Raw genomic sequence first — 18,244 nt, 5'->3', positions numbered from 1 at the left:
GTCGAAGGCGGGGTGGGTCCGGTTGCGGGGGTGTCCGCGGCATGGATGCCGCGGCCAAGCCCCCAGGGATGGGTTTACGGCGTCCCCCGCAACCGCACCCACCCCGCCATCCCACGGAATGCCAGCTTCTGCTGTTGCTTCGGCTGTTGCTGTTGAGGTTGCCGACCAGCGGCCGGCACTACCGCTTCGGCGGGTGCCGGGCGCCGCCCGGCCGAAGCCTATCCCCCGCTTCCGGTACAATGTCGGGCCCGTTTCCCAACTACGGTTCCCCGGACATGATGGTCCTCGAGGGCGCGCCCGCCCTGTCGCCGTTCCGCCGCGAACGTCTTGAATCCCGCCTGCAGTCCATCGCTCCCTCCCTGCGCATCAGCGGTGCCTGGCACGTCTACTTCGTGCAGGCCGAGGGCACTGCCGCCCCCGACGTCGATACCTTGTGCCGCATCCTGGAAGCCCGCCCGCAGTCCGAGGCGGTTGCTGACGGTGCGGTCAGCCGCATCGTGGTGCCGCGCCTGGGCACGCTGTCGCCGTGGTCGAGCAAGGCCAGCGAGCTGGTCCGCGGTGCCGGCCAGCCGGTCAGCCGGGTCGAACGCGGCCTGCGCATCGACGTGCAGGGCTGGCCGACAGACGCTGCCGCCCAGCAGGCACTGGTCAAGGTGCTGCACGACCCGATGACGCAGTCGGTGCTGGAGCGCGTCGATCAGGGCCAGTCCCTGTTCTCGACCCCGGCCCGTGGCGAACTCGAGCGCGTGCCGGTGGACCAGCTGGAGGCCGCCAACCAGCGCCTCGGCCTGGCCATGGCGCAGGACGAGATCGACTACCTGCGCGAGCGCTTCACCGCGCTGGGCCGGTCGCCGTCGGACGTGGAACTGATGATGTTCGCGCAGGCCAATTCCGAGCACTGCCGGCACAAGATCTTCAACGCCAGCTGGACCATCGACGGCCAGGAGCAGGACCGCTCGCTGTTCCGGATGATCAAGAACACCCACCAGCAGACCCCGCAGCACACGCTCAGCGCGTACAGCGACAACGCGGCGGTGATCGAAGGCCATCCGGCCTCGCGCTATCGCCCGGACCCGGCCAGCGGCGAGTACCGCCGTGAACCGCAGGTGCCCAGCGCGTTCCAGATCAAGGTGGAAACGCACAATCACCCGACCGCGATCGCGCCGTTCCCGGGCGCGTCGACCGGCGCTGGTGGTGAAATCCGCGACGAAGGTGCGACTGGTCGTGGCGGCAAGCCGAAGGCCGGCCTGAGCGGATTCTCGGTCTCGCACCTGCGCATTCCCGAGCTGCCGCAGCCGTGGGAAGCGCCGCGTGCGCTGAACCCGCGCATGGCCCCGGCGCTGGAGATCATGACCGACGGCCCGCTCGGCGGCGCCGCGTTCAACAACGAATTCGGCCGCCCGGCGCTGCTCGGCTACTTCCGCAGCTTCGAACTGCCGGAAGGCGCCGACCTCGTGCGCGCCTACGACAAGCCGATCATGCTGGCCGGTGGCCTCGGCGCCATCGATCGCGTGCAGGTCGACAAGATCCTGCTGCAGGACGGCGATGCCGTGATCGTGCTCGGCGGCCCGGCGATGCTGATCGGCCTCGGCGGCGGTGCCGCCAGTTCGGTCGCTTCCGGTGAGAGCGCCGAGGACCTGGACTTCGCCAGCGTGCAGCGCGACAACCCGGAAATGGAGCGTCGCTGCCAGGAGGTCATCGACCGCTGCGTGGCGATGGGCGCCGGCAATCCGATCAAGTTCTTCCATGACGTCGGTGCCGGTGGCCTGTCCAACGCCATTCCCGAACTGCTGCACGATTCCGGCGTGGGCGGCATCATCGACCTGGGCAAGGTGCCCACCGACGATCCGTCGCTGTCGCCGATGCAGCTGTGGTGCAACGAGTCGCAGGAGCGCTACGTGCTCGGCGTGGCGCAGGAGCGCCTGGCCGAATTCGCCGCGCTGTGCGCTCGTGAGCGCTGCCCGTTCGCTGCGGTCGGTGTCGCCACCGCAGCCGAACACCTGGTGGTGGCCTATGGTGCCGTGCCGGGCAACATCCCGGCCGACGCGCCGATCGACCTGCCGATGGACGTACTGTTCGGCAAGCCGCCGAAAATGCACCGCGATACCGCGCACCCGCCGGCACCGCGCTGGCCGGCATTGAAGACCGGTGGCCTGGATCTGCAGGAAGCCGGGCTGCGCGTGCTCGCACACCCGACCGTGGCCTCCAAGAACTTCCTGGTCACCATCGGCGACCGCAGCGTGGGCGGCCTGACCGCGCGCGAGCAGATGGTCGGCCCGTGGCAGCTGCCGGTGGCCGACGTTGCGATCACCCTGGCAGATTTCGACGGCGTGGCCGGCGAGGCGATGGCACTGGGCGAACGCACGCCGCTGGCGCTGCTGGACGCGGCGGCCTCGGCCCGCATGGCCGTTGGCGAAGCGCTGACCAACCTGTGCGCGGCCCCGGTCGATGCGCTGGATGAAGTCAAGTTGTCGGCGAACTGGATGGCCGCTGCCGGCCACCCGGGCGAAGACGCGCTGCTGTACGACGCGGTGAAGGCGGTGGGCATGGAACTGTGCCCGCAGCTGGACATCAGCATCCCGGTGGGCAAGGACTCGCTGTCGATGCAGGCGCAGTGGCACGACCAGGGGCAGGCGCACAAGAGCGTGTCGCCGGTGTCGCTGGTCATCACCGCGTTCGCGCCGGTGGCCGATGCGCGCCAGCAGTTGACCCCGCTGCTGGACCGCGATATCGACAGCGAGCTGTGGCTGATCGGCCTCGGTGCCGGCAAGCAGCGCCTGGGCGGTTCGATCCTGGCCCAGGTGCATGCCGACCACGGCGACCTGCCGGCCTTCGCCGGTGCCGCCCCGGACCTGGACGACCCGCAGCGCCTGCGTGGCTTCTTCGAGCTGATCCGCGATGCACGCCAGGCCGGCCTGCTGCGCGCGTACCACGACCGCAGCGACGGTGGTGCGTTCGCCGCGCTGTGCGAAATGGCCTTCACCTCGCGCCTGGGCCTGGACATCACCCTCGATGCCTGGGGCGATGACCCGTTCCGCAGCCTGTTCAATGAAGAGCTGGGCGCCGTTGTGCAGATCGCCCGCGAAGACCGCGCCGCGTTCGCCGACCTGGTCGAGCGCCATGCGCTGACCGAGTGCGCACAGCGCATCGCCAAGCCGACCACTGCGCCGGTGGTGCGGGTGTCGCTGGGTGGTGATTCGCTGGCCGAATGGCGCTGGGAAGCGCTGTTCGATGCCTGGTGGTCGGTCACCCACGCGATGCAGAAGCGCCGCGACAATCCGGCCAACGCCGATGCCGAGCGCGAGATCGCCCGCGCCTTTACCGCGCCGGGCCTGAAGCCGAAGTTGAGCTTCGATCCCAATGAGGATGTTGCCGCACCGTTCGTGCAGACCGGGGCGCGTCCGCGCGTTGCGATCCTGCGCGAACAGGGCGTCAACGGCCAGATCGAAATGGCCAACGCCTTCGAACATGCCGGCTTCCGCGCGTTCGACGTGCACATGAGCGACCTCATCGAAGGCCGCGTGGCGCTGCAGGACTTCACCGGCCTGGTTGCCTGCGGTGGCTTCAGTTACGGCGACGTGCTCGGTGCCGGCCGCGGCTGGGCGACCTCGATCCTCGAGCGCACTGCGCTGCGCGATGCCTTCGCCGCGTTCTTCGCGCGCGAGGACAGCTTCGCCCTGGGCGTGTGCAACGGCTGCCAGATGATGAGCCAGCTGAAGGACATCATCCCCGGTGCCGAACACTGGCCGCAGTTCCGCCGCAACGCCAGCGAGCAGTTCGAAGCCCGCACCGCGCTGCTGGAAGTGGTGGAGTCGCCGTCGATCCTGCTGCGTGGCATGGCCGGGTCGCGCCTGCCGGTGGCGGTGGCACATGGCGAAGGCCAGGCGGTGTTCGACAGCGCCGTCGACCAGGCCACAGCCCGTGTCGCACTGCGCTACATCGATGGCAACGGCAACGTCGCCAGCCAGTACCCGCTGAATCCGAACGGTTCGCCCGACGGCATCACCGGCCTGACCAGCACCGACGGCCGGGTGACCATCATGATGCCGCACCCGGAGCGCACCCCGCGCGCGCTCAACCTGAGCTGGGCCCCGTCCGAGTGGCAGGGTGATTCACCGTGGATGCGCATGTTCCGCAACGCACGGGTGTGGTGCGGCTGATCGCACACGTGTTGCGCAGCTGACGATGCCATCGCGTATGGAAACCCGCCGGGAAACCGGCGGGTTTTTCTTTTTGAATACGGAAATTCCTGTGCTGGCCATCAGTTACATACGTTTTCATACGTGAAGATTCCATCACGTATACCTAACAAAATACGTACATAAACAAGTGAAACAGTGAACTGCTTCACGGCAATGGCTTTTGCTGCGTCAAAGTCTTGACGATTCGCAAAGATGACGTTAACACTTGACCCCCGTTTCAAATCTGTTCATCCCGCAGTAACCGCACGGCGCATGCGCTCGGTTTTCTGTCCCTGCGCGCCGTACGGCAATACCCCGCAGTAAATCACGCGAATAAACGCCCCCAGGGGACGTTGGGCCACGAAGGCTCGGCGGTGGCGTTGCTTTGCCCAAAACCAGTCCAATCAGGAGCCGTACCGATGAATCGGATTTATCGCAAGGTCTGGAACAAAGCATTGGGTCAGTTGGTGGTGGCCTCGGAACTGGCCTCTTCCAGCTCATCAGGCGGGGTCGTCGACCAGCGCCGCGGTGCGACCGATGCCGCGCCGGCACGACTGGCTGCAGCGCTGGCCTTGGCAATGGGACTGGGCATGACCGGCATCGCTGCGGCGCAGTCGGTCGAGATTGGGGGCAGCGCGAACTGCGTGGTGCTCAACAGCAAGGTGCTGGACAAGTGCGCGGTCGATGGCAGTGCCAGCGCCAAGGGCAGCAACGCGGTGGCGATTGGCGCGGGTACCAGCGCCACCGGCGCCAACAGCGTGGCGCTGGGCGCCGGCTCCAAGGCAACGCGCGCCAACACCGTCTCCGTCGGTGATGCAGGCAAGGAACGGCAGGTGACCAATGTCGCCGCCGGTACCGCCGCCACCGATGCGGTGAACAAGGCACAGCTGGATGCACAGGCGCGCGCCACGCAGGCCGCGCTTGCCCAGGCGGCGGCCGAGGGCAGCCGCTATTTCAAGGCCGATGGCGCTGGCGATGACAGCGACGCGGCAAAGATCGAAGGCCAGGGCGCGATCGCGGTCGGTAGTGGCAGCCAGTCGCTGGCCAACGCCACCACCGCGGTCGGCACCCAGGCCATTGCCGCAGGACTTGGTGCCAGTGCTTTCGGCCAGAACGCGCTCGCCTTGGGTGATGCCAGCGTAGTGGTCGGGCAGAGTGCGGCCGCCTTCGGTCTTGGCGATACGGCGGTAGGCGCAAGTGCCGTGGCCGCCAGCGAGAACGGTGCAGCCACCGCGTTGGGTGCACTGTCCGAAGCCAGCGCCGATGGCGCTACCGCGGTCGGCGCGGGTGCCGTGGCGATGGGCCCTGGCAGCACATCGCTGGGCCGCGGTGCGACCGCCGCCAACGAAGCCTCCATTGCCGTCGGTGCGTTCAGCACGGCGGTGGGCGAATACAGCACCGCGCTGGGTTCCAATTCGGCGGCCGTGGCTACCGGCAGCGTGGCGCTGGGCGCCGGCTCGCTGGCCGACCGCGTCGATACCGTGTCGGTGGGTGCGGTCGACTACGGCCTGACCCGGCAGATCACCAGCGTTGCCGCCGGTACCGAAGATACCGATGCGGTCAACGTCGCTCAATTGAAGGACGTGGCAGCGGTAGCCGATACCACCGCCAAGCGATTCCAGGCCACCGGCAGCAGCGACAGCGATGCCGGTGCGTTGGCCGAGGGAGATGACGCGCTCGCCGCTGGCGAAGCCGCCAATGCGATCGGCAACGGTACGACCGCCGTCGGTGCAGGTGCGACCGCCGTCGCGCAGAACGCCACCGCGGTCGGCAACAACGCGCTTGCATCTGGCCAGAACAGCGCGGCCTTCGGCAACAACGCGCAGGCAGTCGGCCCGGGCAGCGTCGCCGTCGGCGGTGCTGCGGTGGATGCCGATGGCAATCCGCTGATCACCAGTGGTGGCGTGCCGGTAGAGACCGGCGCCACCAGTGCGGGGGTCGGTGGTACCGCCGTCGGCGCCAGCGCCGATGCCGGTGGTTTCGCAGCGTCGGCGTACGGCGTAGGAGCCTATGCGGCAGGTGCGCAGTCGTCGGCATTCGGTGCTGTCTCCAACGCCATCGGCGACTATTCCACCGCCGTCGGTACGCAGAGCAACGCTACCGGCACCAGCAGCGTGGCCATCGGTGGCCCGGCCGACCTGATCCCGGGCCTGGGCTTCTTCGTGCAGACCCAGGCCAGTGGCGAAGCGGCCACCGCCGTCGGTGCCGGTGCCATCGCCAGCGGCGACCAGGCCGTGGCCAATGGCAGCCTGACCGAGGCTTCCGGTGCCGAGTCGGTCGCAGTGGGCTACTTCGCCTATGCACCGGGCGAGAACGCCAGTGCGCTGGGCGCACAGACCTGGGCCAGTGGCACGCAGAGCACCGCCGTCGGCTACTACGCCACTGCGCGTGGTGCCAACAGCGTTGCACTGGGCGCCAATTCCGAAGCGGTGCGCGCCAACAGCGTGGCCGTGGGCAGTGCCGGCAACGAGCGGCAGATCACCAGCGTGGCGGCCGGCAGCGAAGCCACCGACGCAGTGAACAAGGCACAGCTGGACGCCGTGGCCAGCACCGCCGACACCACCGCGCGCTTCTTCCAGGCGCAGCCGGAAAGCGGCAGCGATGCAGGTGCCTACGCAGAAGGCGAGGGTGCGGTGGCGGCGGGTTCGGCCAGCAACGCCATCGGTGCCGGTGCGTTGGCACAGGGTGCAGGCGCGGCGGCCATCGGCGCCGACAGCGTGGCACTGGGTCGCAATACCTTCGCCGACGGTGACGGTGCGGTAGCCGTGGGTGGCCTCGGCCAGGCCTACGACGAATACAACCAGCCGCTGCTGGATGAGCAGGGCAACCCGGTGCAGATCGCCACCACCGCCTCGGCCGGTTCCACCGCCGTCGGCAATGCCGCGCAGGCGACCGGTGCCAGCAGCAGCGCCTTCGGCAATGCGGCGCAGGCCACCGGCGACAACAGCTTCGCGGCAGGCGGCAAGTCGCGCGCTACCGGCAGCTATGCCGTCGCCATCGGCGACAGCGCCTTCGCCAAGGCCGATGACAGCACCGCCGTGGGTGGCTACAGCACTGCCAGCGAGGAAGGCGCCACCGCCTTCGGTGCCGGCGCGTGGGCCACCGGCCGCAATGCCTCGGCGTTTGGTCCGGCGGCATGGGCCAGCGCCAATGGTGCCACCTCCATCGGCTACAACAGCTGGGCCAACGGCACCAGTTCCACCGCCGTCGGCCGCGGCGCCTTCAGCTACGGCGACAACAGTGTTGCGCTGGGCTTCCAGGCGCTGGGCAACAGCATCAACAGCATCGCCATCGGCACCAACACGGTGGCCGGCGGTGAAAGTGCGATCGCCCTGGGCGCGGGCAGCACGGCCAGTGGCAACAACGCGGTTGCACTGGGTGCAGGTTCGGTGGCCAGCCGCGACCGCAGCGTGTCGGTGGGCAGCGTCGGCAACGAGCGGCAGATCACCAGTGTGGCGGCCGGCACCCAGGCCACCGATGCGGTGAACAAGTCGCAGCTCGACGCGGTTGCAGCCAGTGCCGCGACCACCAGCAAGTACTTCCAGGCCAGCGGCAGTGCCGACAGCGACGCCGGTGCCTACGTGGAAGGTGACAACGCGCTGGCCGCGGGTGAATCGGCCAACGCCATCGGCAACGGCGCAACCGCCCTCGGCAGTGGCGCCAATGCACTGGCCGGCAACGCACAGGCCATCGGCTTCAATGCCCTGGCCAGCGCGGCCAATGCCAGCGCCATCGGTGCCAACGCACAGGCGACCGGCGAATACGCCACTGCTCATGGTGCCGAGAGCGAAGCCAGCGGCGAACAGAGTGCGGCGTTCGGCGCGGCCGCAGTGGCCAGCGGCGCTGGCAGCACCGCCAGCGGCGTGCTGTCCGAAGCCAGCGGCGAAGAAGCCGTGGCGGTAGGCTACTTCAGCAACGCCAGCGGTGAGGCCGCCACTGCGGTCGGCAGTGAAAGCGTGGCCAGTGGCACCGCTTCGGCAGCATTCGGCATCGGCGCCGAAGCGACCGGTGGCTACAGCACCGCCATCGGCGGTTACGCCAACGCCTCGGCATTCAACGCCACTGCCTTCGGCAACTTCGCCAACGCCTCCGGTTCCAACAGCGTCGCGCTGGGTGGCGATTCGGAAGCATCCGGTGCCTACAGCACCGCCACCGGCCAGGGCAGCCTGGCTACCGGCACCAATGCCGTGGCCGTCGGTGGCTCGTTGTTCGGCCTGCTGGCGACCGAAGCATCCGGCGACTATTCCACTGCGGTCGGTGGCGGCGCCTATGCGCCGGGCATCAACAGCACCGCGCTGGGCAACGCGGCCGAATCGCGCGGTGCCAACAGCGTGGCGCTGGGTGCCGATTCGATTGCCGACCGCGACAACACCGTGTCGGTCGGTGGCGGCGGCAACACCCGCCAGATCACCAACGTGGCCGCTGGTACCCAGGGTACCGATGCGGTGAACAAGGATCAGCTGGACGCGGTGGCTGCCGAAGGCGCAAAGACCAGCAAGTACTTCCAGGCCAGCGGCAGCGCCGACAGCGATGCCGGTGCCTACGTGGAAGGTGACAGCGCGCTGGCCGCCGGTGAGGCCGCCAATGCGATCGGCACCGGCGCCACCGCACTCGGCAGTGGTGCAACGGCGGTAGCGGCAAACGCTACGGCGGTAGGCTTCAACAGCCTGGCCAGCGGCGGCAATGCGGCTGCGGTGGGCAACAACGCACAGGCGACGGGCGAAGACAGTGCGGCGCTCGGCAGCGGCGCGGTGGCCAGCGAAACCAGCACCACCGCAACCGGTGCAGGCGCGCAGGCGACGGCGGTGTACAGCACGGCCAACGGTGCCGAGGCGGTCGCCAGCGGTGCGCAGTCGCTGGCCAGTGGCTTCCGTTCGGCAGCCTCTGCAGACGGCACCACCGCAGTCGGCGGCTACAGCGAAGCCAGCGGTCGCCTCGGCTCGGCGCTGGGCTATGGCACCGAGGCCAGTGGTGCCAACAGCACCGCTGCCGGCGTGTTTGCTGCTGCGTCGGGCGCCAGCTCGGTGGCGATGGGTGATTCCAGCGAAGCCAGCGGCGATGAGAGCGTGGCCATTGGTGGCAGCACCTTCTTCGGCCTGGTGCCATCACGTGCCAGTGGCTACGGCGCAGCGGCGTTCGGTGCCGGTGCCTGGGCCACCGACGACTACGCCACTGCAATCGGCTGGAATTCGTGGGCCGATGGCGCCGAGTCGACGGCACTGGGCGCCAGCGCTACCGCCAACGGTGCCAACAGCGTCGCCCTGGGCGCAGGCTCCAAGGCCGACCGTGACAACACGGTGGCCGTCGGCAGTGCCGGCAGCGAACGCCAGGTGACCCACGTGGCGGCTGGCACCGAAGGCACCGATGCGGTCAACAAGAACCAGCTCGATGCTGTCGCTGCAACGGCGGACAAGACCAGCAAGTACTTCCAGGCCAGCGGCAGCGCCGACAGCGATGCCGGTGCCTATGTGGAAGGCGACAACGCACTGGCTGCCGGTGAAGCGGCCAATGCGATCGGCAATGGCGCCACCGCGCTCGGCAGTGGTGCCACGGCCGTGGCCGCCAACGCGACCGCCGTGGGCATCAACTCGCTGGCCACGGGCAGCAATGCGGCTGCGGTGGGCAGCAACGCGCAGGCCACCGGTGAAGACAGTGCCGCACTCGGCAACGGCGCGGTAGCCAGTGGAATCAGCGCCACCGCTACCGGCACCGCTGCACAGGCCAGCGGCGTCTACAGCACCGCCAACGGTGCGGAAGCCGTCGCCAGCGGTGCGCAGTCGCTGGCCAGCGGTTTCCGCAGTGCCGCTTCGGCCGATGGCACCACTGCCATCGGTGGCTACAGCGAAGCCAGCGGCCGCCTCGGCACCGCGCTGGGCTACGGCTCGGCAGCGACCGGTGCCAACACCACGGCTGTCGGCTTCGGAGCGGCGGCAGCAGGCAGCGGCGCCGTAGCCGTCGGCCAGTCCAGCGAAGCCAGTGGCGCAGAGAGTGTCGCCATCGGCGGCAGCACCTTCTTCGGCCTGATCCCGTCGCGTGCCAGCGGTACCGGTGCGGCGGCCTTCGGTGCCGGTGCCTGGGCGACCGATGACTACGCCACCGCGATCGGCTGGAATGCATGGGCCGATGCGGCTGACAGCACCGCCCTGGGTGCCAGCGCGACCGCCAACGGTGTCAACAGTGTCGCCCTCGGCGCGGGTTCGAAGGCCGACCGTGACAACACGGTGGCCGTCGGCAGCGCGGGCGGTGAACGCCAGGTCACCCATGTTGCCGCCGGCACCGAGACCACCGATGCAGTGAACAAGGGCCAGCTGGATGCCGTGGCCAGTGTCGCCGACAAGACCAGCAAGCACTTCCAGGCCAGCGGCAGCGCCGACAGCGACGCCGGTGCCTACGTCGAAGGTGACAATGCGCTGGCGGCCGGTGAAGCGGCCAATGCGATCGGCAATGGCGCCAGTGCGCTCGGCAGTGGTGCCACCGCGGTCGCGGTCAACGCCACCGCCGTCGGCTTCAATGCGCTGGCCAGTGGTGAAGACGGTGTGGCGATCGGCAGCAGCGCCAGCAGCACGGCCGGTGGCGCGATTTCCATCGGCGTGGAAAGCAGCAGCGCAGGCCCGGCCAGTGTGGCCCTCGGTGCGCAGTCCCAGGCGCAGGGCATCGGTGCGGTCGCCGTCGGCGGCATCGCCCAGGCCAATGGGCTGGCCGCAACCGCCGTCGGTTATGGCGCAACCGCTGATGGTCGCGAAGCCACCGCCGTCGGCAACTTCTCGTCGGCCAACGGCTGGCAGTCCACCGCTTACGGCGCCGGTGCCACGTCCGCCTTCTTCGGCACCGCGCTGGGCAGTGGCGCGCAGGCCGCCGAAGTGTCCACAGCCGTGGGCCAGGGCACCGTCGCGCAGATCGCCGGTGCTGGTTTCGGCGTGCAGGCGCGCGCCGGCCAGTTCGGTACCGCACTGGGCAACAATGCCACCACCGGGCTCAATGGCGTGGCGGTCGGCTTCAACGCGCTGGCCGGACAGGACGCCAACAGCGTCGGCACGGGCCAGTACACCACCGCGATCGGCAGCGAGGCATGGGCCACCGAGGACGGTGCCACCGTGGTCGGCTACAACAGCTATGCGCAGGCCACCAATGCCACCGTGCTGGGCAGCAATACCTGGACCACCAAAGACGCCGACAACAGCGTGGCGCTCGGTGCAGGCTCGCTGGCCGACCGTGCCAACGCGGTATCGGTGGGTGCGGCGCAGGAGTGGGTCGATGCTGCCGGAGTCAGCCACAGCGCGATCAACCGCCAGGTGACCAACGTGGCCGCCGGTACCCAGGCCAACGATGCGGTGAACAAGGGCCAGCTGGATGCGGTGGCCTCCACCGCCGACGCCACCAGCAGGCACTTCCGTGCCAACGGCAGCGGCACCGCCACTGCCAGCGGTACCAACGCAGTGGCGGTGGGCTCCAGTGCCACTGCCAGTGGCAACCGCAGCAATGCACTGGGCAGCAACGCCAGCGCCGTCGGCAACGCATCACTGGCCGTAGGCGCCAATGCCGCCGTCACCGGCAGCAACTCAGTGGCACTCGGTGCCGGCGCGCGTGCGGTGGATGCAAACGTGGTGTCGGTCGGCGGCGGCAACGGCACTGATGGTCCTGCTACGCGCCGCATCGTCAACGTTGCCGATGGCCGCATCGCCGCCGGCAGCAGCGACGCCGTGACCGGTTCACAGCTCAACGTCACCAACCAGCGCGTGGGTGCGGTGGAAACCCGGGTCGGTGATTTCGACTCGCGCATCGCCACCGTTGAAACCAGCGCGGCCAGCTCGGTCGGCTACGACGATGCCAGCCGTGACCGCCTGACCCTGGCCGGTATCCAGGGCACCACCATCGACAACGTCGGCGCCGGCAGCATCGCCTCTGGCAGCCGCCAGGCGATCAACGGTGGGCAGCTGTTCCAGTCGCTCAGCGATGCCGCCAGCTTCCTCGGCGGCGGTGCCAGCGTCGGCATGCAGGGTGTGTTCGTCGCGCCGAACTATGTGATCCAGGGGTCCACCTACAGCAACGTCGGCGACGCGCTGGGCGCACTGGACCGCAAGGTCAGCGAGATCGATCGTCGCACCGCCAGCGGCACGCGTTCCGGCGCGGCCAGCCTGCGTTCGATGGCCGCTCCGCTGGACGCAGACGCGTCCAACGTGGCCACGGCGTCGGCTGCCACCGACGCGAGCCTGGCGGATGGCGGATCGGCAACGGCCCGTGTGCAGGGCACGCCGACCGCTGCCAGCGCAGGCAGTGCTCAGCCAGCACTGGTCGCAGGCGGTGGCGTCAACGCCGTCGCGATGGGCGATGGCGCAGTCGCCAGCGGCGCATCGTCCACCGCTGTCGGCCAGGGCGCGAGTGCAACGGCGGCCAATGCGGTGGCGCTGGGCCAGGGCTCGGTTGCCGATCGCGCCAACACCGTCTCGGTCGGCAGTGAGGGCAACGAACGCCAGGTCACCAACGTGGCGGCCGGCACCACCGCCACCGATGCGGTCAACAAGGGCCAGCTGGATCGTGGCATCACTACCGCCAACAGCTACACCGACAGCCGCGTGCAGGCAGTCACCGACAGCTTCGATGTGTTCAAGGGTGAAGTCGATGGGCGCCTGCGCCACATGGATCGCCGCATCGACCGCCAGGGCGCGATGAGCGCAGCGATGCTCAACATGGCCACCAGTGCCGCCGGCATCCGCACCCAGAACCGGGTCGGCGTCGGCATCGGTTTCCAGGGCGGCGAGTCGGCCATGTCGCTGGGCTACCAGCGTGCGATCAGCGATCGCGCCACGGTCACCGTCGGTGGTGCCTTCAGCAGTGATGACAGCTCGGTCGGCGTCGGTGCCGGCTTCGGCTGGTAAGTGCGCAACAACGTGCCGGTGGGCAATCCATCGGCACGTCGAGCAGTGAGCGCCAAAGGGGCGTGGCATGGCAACCCTGGTGGGCCAGCCAGGGCAGTCGCAGGGAGTGATGGCCGTAGTGAGCTCCGTCCGTGCAACGGGCGGAGAAGGAAAGCTCAACCATGACCTTGAAGAGGATTTCGAACGTGACCAAGAAGCAGACCCTTCGCATCAATGTGCTGGCTGCCGCCGTGTTGTCGCTGACTGTCGGCGTCGGTGCGGCGCATGCGGCCAAGCCGGGCGTGGCCAAGGAACCGGCGCGCGTGGCCAGCACTGCCCAGCAGAGCGTGGACGGCATCATCGTGAAGTACCGCAACGGCACCGCGGCCGCCAGCGATCGTTCGACCAAGCTCTCGGTCGTGCAGTCGGCACTGTCGCGTGCCATCGTCAGCAGCGGCACCACCAGCCGTGCTGCGGCACTTTCCCCGCTGGTGGAGCGCAAGCTCGGTACCGGTGGCGACCTGATCCGCCTGAAGTCCCGGCTGGGCTCGGCCGACATGCAGAAGGTGCTGGCTGAACTGAATGCCGATCCGTCGGTGCAGTACGCGGTGGCCAACGTGCGCCTGCAGCGCTCGGACCTGCGTGCCACCAATGCGCAGCCGGCACTGGTGCCCAACGATCCCAACTACGCGCAGTACCAGTGGAATTTCTTCAACGCCACCGGTGGTGTGAATGCACCGGCCGCGTGGGATCTCTCGCAGGGCGAGGGCATCGTGGTCGCCGTGCTCGATACCGGCATCCTGCCGGGCGTGCCGGATTTCGGCAGCAACCTGCTGGAAGGCTACGATTTCATCAGTGACAAGGAATCCTCGCGCCGCCCGAACGATGGCCGTGCACCGGGTGCCACCGACTACGGCGACTGGGTGGAAACGGCCAACGAGTGCTACACCGGTTCCGAACCGGAAGGCAGTTCCTGGCACGGCACGCACGTGGCCGGCACCATTGCCGAGGTGACCAACAACGGCAGTGCCCTGGCAGGCCTGGCCTACAAGGCCAAGGTGTTGCCGGTGCGCGTGCTGGGCAAGTGCGGCGGCACCCTGGCCGACATCAGCGACGCCATCACCTGGGCGTCGGGCGGCACCGTGCCGGGCATTCCGGCCAACACCAATCCGGCGGAAATCATCAACATGAGCCTGGGTGGTGGTGGCGCCTGCGATGCCGCCTACCAGGACGCGATCAACGGCGCCGTCTCGCGCGGCACCCTGGTGGTGGTCGCGGCCGGCAATGAAACCGACAACGCGTCCAAGTACCGTCCGGCCAGCTGCAACAACGTGGTGGCGGTGGGTGCGACCCGTGTCACCGGTGGCATCACCTATTACTCCAACTACGGCACCGCGGTAGACCTGTCGGCCCCCGGCGGTGGTGGCAGTGTCGACGGCAACCCGAACGGCTACATCTGGCAGGTCGGTTCCAGTTCGGAAACCACCCCGGACGCCGGTGAGTGGGTGCTGATGGGCAAGGGCGGCACCTCGATGTCCTCGCCGCACGTCGCTGCGGTGGCTGCCCTGGTGCAGAGCGCGCTGATCGCAAAGGGCAAGGAACCGCTGGCCCCGGCCGCGCTGGAAACCCTGCTCAAGCAGTCGGCGCGCAAGTTCCCGGTGACCATCCCGGCGGCCACCCCGATCGGCAGCGGCATCCTTGATGCCAAGGCCGCACTGGATGCCGCGCTGAAGGAGCCGTGCACCGAGAACTGCGAGCCGGAAGGCATTCCGCTGACCAACAAGGTGACCGTGGGCGGGCTGGCCGGTGCGGCCGCCAGCGAAACCGTCTATACCTTCGAAGCGGCCGCCGGCAAGACGCTGAGCGTGCTGACCTACGGCGGCAGCGGCAACGTGTCGGTGTACCTGGCGCAGGGCCGCGTGCCCACCGCGACCGACAACGATGCCAAGTCGACCCGCCCGGGCAATACCGAAACCGTGCGCGTGGCCAAGCCGGTGGCCGGTACCTACTACATCAAGGTGGTGGGTGAGGCCGCTTACAGCGGGGTGAGCATCCTGGCGACCCAGTAATAACCGACTGTCGTAAATGAATAAGCGGGGCCCGTCACCTGTGTGACGGGCCTCGTCTTTTTACGAAAGAAGAACCGGAGAGGGTGGAAACCACGGCTTAACTGCTAAAGTCGGGACGATCGACAGGAGAGTAATGTGAACGCGCTCGCTGCCACTGCCATCGACGACACTGAAGGCCGCATCCTCGATGCGCTGCTGGCACGTGGTCGGCTCAAGGAAGGAGATCTGGCGCGTGCGCGGCCGCTGCATGCCGAGTCCGGTGGCAGCCTGCTTGGGCTGCTGGTACGGCTTGGGCTGGTGTCCGAACGTGACCAGGCGCAGGCCAGCGCCGATGTGCTGGGCCTGCCGCTGCTGGAAGGACGGCAGCTGCCTGAATCGCCACCGCAGGCGCTGGCCGAAGGCCTGCCGCTGTCGCTGCGCTTCCTCAAGCAGTTCCACGTGTGCCCGCTGGCGCTGGATGAGCACGGCGTGCAGCTGTGGTTGGCCGACGCCCACGATCCTTACCCGCAGCAGGCCGTGCAGTTGGCACTGGGTGTACCGGTCACGCCGCTGCTGGGCATGCGCGCGGAGATCGATGATCTGGTCGAGCGCTGGTTCGGCCAGGGCCGCAGTGCGATGGGCGCGATCGTGGAAACCGCCGATGGCGAGGGCGGCGCAGTGGACGATATCGAGCACCTGCGCGATCTCGCTTCCGAAGCGCCGGTGATCCGCCTGGTCAACCTGGTGATCCAGCGCGCGGTCGAACTACGCGCGTCGGACATCCACGTAGAGCCGTTCGAAAACCGGCTGAAGGTGCGTTACCGCGTCGATGGCGTGCTGGTCGAAGGCGAGAGTCCGCCGGCCAACCTGACCGCCGCGGTGATCAGCCGCATCAAGATCATGGCCCGGCTCAACATCGCCGAGCGCCGCCTGCCGCAGGATGGCCGCATCATGCTGCGCGTGCAGGGCAAGGAACTGGACCTGCGTGTCAGCACGGTGCCCACCGCGCACGGCGAAAGCGTGGTGATGCGCCTGCTTGATCGCGAGACGGTGGTGTTCGACTTCCATCGGCTGGGCTTCACCGATGCCTTCCTGCCGCAGTTCCGCAAGGTGCTTGAACAGCCGCACGGCATCCTGCTGGTGACAGGCCCCACCGGGTCGGGCAAGACCACCACGCTGTACACCGCGCTGAGCCAGCTCAACACCGCCGACGTCAAGATCATCACCGTTGAAGATCCGGTCGAGTACCAGATCGAAGGCATCAACCAGATCCAGGCCAAGCCACAGATCGGGCTGGATTTCGCCAATGCGCTGCGCAGCATCGTGCGCCAGGATCCGGACATCATCATGATCGGTGAAATGCGCGACCTGGAAACCGCGCGCATCGCGATCCAGTCAGCGTTGACCGGCCACCTGGTGCTCTCCACGCTGCACACCAACAATGCCGCAGGCGGCATCACCCGCCTGCTCGACATGGGCGTGGAAGATTATCTGCTCACCTCCACCATCAACGGCATCCTGGCCCAGCGCCTGGTGCGCCGGCTGGAGCCGACCCACGCCGAACGCTACGAAGCCTCGCCGGAAGAGATCGAACGCTTCGACCTGCGTCGCCTGCAGCCTCAAGGGACGATCTACCTGTATCGCCCGAAGCCTTCGGCGCTGGCGCCGACCGGCTACCTGGGGCGCACCACCATCATGGAATTCCTGGTGATGAACGACGCGCTGCGCCGTGCGGTGATGCGTCGCGATGGCATGGGCGAGATCGAGCGCATCGCCCGCGAAGCCGGCATGCGCACCATGTACGAGGACGGCCTGAGCAAGGCCCTGAGCGGGCAGACGACCCTCGAGGAAGTCCTGCGCGTGACCGAGGAAGGCTGATGCGCGTGCAGGGACGACGCTGACATGCCGAACTACCGTTACAAGGCACTGAACCCACACGGTGAGGTGTTCGACGGACAGATGGAAGCGGCCAGCGAGGCCGAGCTGGTCGCGCGCCTGCAGGACCAGGGCCATCTGCCGATGGAAACGCAGCTGGCCGACGGGGGTGCGGTTGGCGGCAGCAGCCTGCGCGGCCTGTTCCGCCAGCGTCCGCTGCAGGGCGCGGCACTGCTGCAGTTCACCCAGCAGCTGGCCACCCTGCTCGGTGCCGGGCAGCCGCTGGACCGCGCGCTGTCGATCCTGCTCAGCCTGCCCGAAGACGAGCGCTCGCGCCGCGCGATCACTGACATCCGCGACGTGGTGCGTGGTGGCGCGCCGCTGTCGACTGCGCTGGAACGCCAGCACGGCCTGTTCTCGCGTCTATACGTGAACATGGTGCGCGCCGGCGAAGCCGGTGGCAGCCTGCACGACACGCTGCAACGCCTGGCCGACTACCTCGAACGCAGCCGTGCGCTGCAGGGCAAGGTGATCAACGCGCTGGTCTACCCGGCGATCCTGCTGGTGGTGGTGGGCGGTGCGCTGCTGTTCCTGCTGGGCTACGTGGTGCCGCAGTTCGCACAGATGTACGAAAGCCTGGACGTGGCGCTGCCATGGTTCACCAACCTGGTGCTGCAGCTGGGCCTGTTCGTGCGCGACTGGTGGGTGCTGCTGCTGGTGGTGCCGGGCGTGCTGCTGCTGTTGTTCGAACGCAAGGTGCGGCAGCCCGCGTTCCGTCTGGCGCTGGATGGCTGGCTGCTGCAGCGCCGGGGCATCGGCCGCCTGCTGGGCGAGCTGGAAACCGCGCGGCTGGCGCGCACCCTGGGGACACTGCTGCGCAACGGCGTGCCGCTGCTGGGGGCGCTGGGCATCGCCCGCAACGTGCTCGGCAACCGCGCGCTGGCCGCAGACCTGGAGACCGCCGCCGACGAGGTCAAGAACGGCACCGGCCTGTCGCTGGCGTTGTCGCGCGGCAAGCGTTTTCCCCGGCTGGCGCTGCAGATGATCCAGGTCGGCGAGGAGTCCGGCGCGCTCGATACCATGCTGCTGAAAGCTGCTGATACCTTCGAACAGGACAGCGCCCGCCGCATCGACCGCCTGCTGGCGGCGATGGTGCCGGCGATCACCCTGGTGCTGGCCTCGGTGGTCGGCGCGGTGATCGTGGCCGTGCTGGTGCCGTTGTACGACCTTACCAACGCCATCGGCTGACGATGGCCTCCTTCGCAACCCCGACATCCCGTACCTG

Annotated in this window: 5 protein-coding genes; all 5 read left to right on the top strand. The window is 68.5% G+C overall.

Translation table 11 applies throughout. The annotated features are described in order from the left end of the window. Window positions 1–275 precede the first annotated feature (275 nt). Window positions 276–4,160 (top strand): phosphoribosylformylglycinamidine synthase, encoded by a 3,885-nt coding sequence (gene purL, locus M2299_RS16285; protein WP_280884692.1) that lies wholly within the window; start codon window positions 276–278, stop codon window positions 4,158–4,160. Between the two features lie 440 nt (window positions 4,161–4,600). Then, the gene (locus tag M2299_RS16280; protein ID WP_280884691.1) at window positions 4,601–13,057 is read left to right on the top strand and encodes an ESPR-type extended signal peptide-containing protein; all 8,457 of its coding nucleotides are present in this window, start codon (window positions 4,601–4,603) and stop codon (window positions 13,055–13,057) included. Between the two features lie 161 nt (window positions 13,058–13,218). Then, a complete protein-coding gene (locus M2299_RS16275) occupies window positions 13,219–15,105 on the top strand; it encodes a S8 family peptidase (protein WP_223484590.1) in 1,887 nt (628 codons plus the stop codon). Window positions 15,106–15,240: 135 nt separating this feature from the next. Next, the gene (gspE, locus tag M2299_RS16270) at window positions 15,241–16,962 is read left to right on the top strand and encodes a type II secretion system ATPase GspE (RefSeq protein ID WP_100435788.1); all 1,722 of its coding nucleotides are present in this window, start codon (window positions 15,241–15,243) and stop codon (window positions 16,960–16,962) included. A gap of 24 nt (window positions 16,963–16,986) precedes the next feature. Beyond that, window positions 16,987–18,207: a type II secretion system F family protein gene (locus tag M2299_RS16265; protein WP_025876710.1), complete on the top strand. Its 1,221-nt coding sequence runs from the start codon at window positions 16,987–16,989 to the stop codon at window positions 18,205–18,207. The last annotated feature ends 37 nt before the right edge of the window (window positions 18,208–18,244 follow it).

The sequence above is a fragment of the Stenotrophomonas sp. 1278 genome, from assembly GCF_029892765.1.
Taxonomy (GTDB): domain Bacteria; phylum Pseudomonadota; class Gammaproteobacteria; order Xanthomonadales; family Xanthomonadaceae; genus Stenotrophomonas; species Stenotrophomonas indicatrix.
The sequence above is the reverse complement of the archived record's forward strand: the minus strand, read 5'-3'. Positions and strand labels throughout refer to the sequence as shown.

Coding starts and splice junctions, on each gene's coding strand:
- purL (WP_280884692.1), top strand. CDS start 276: ATGATGGTCCTCGAGGGCGCGCCCGCCCTGTCGCCGTTCCGCCGCGAA.
- M2299_RS16280 (WP_280884691.1), top strand. CDS start 4,601: ATGAATCGGATTTATCGCAAGGTCTGGAACAAAGCATTGGGTCAGTTG.
- M2299_RS16275 (WP_223484590.1), top strand. CDS start 13,219: ATGACCTTGAAGAGGATTTCGAACGTGACCAAGAAGCAGACCCTTCGC.
- M2299_RS16265 (WP_025876710.1), top strand. CDS start 16,987: ATGCCGAACTACCGTTACAAGGCACTGAACCCACACGGTGAGGTGTTC.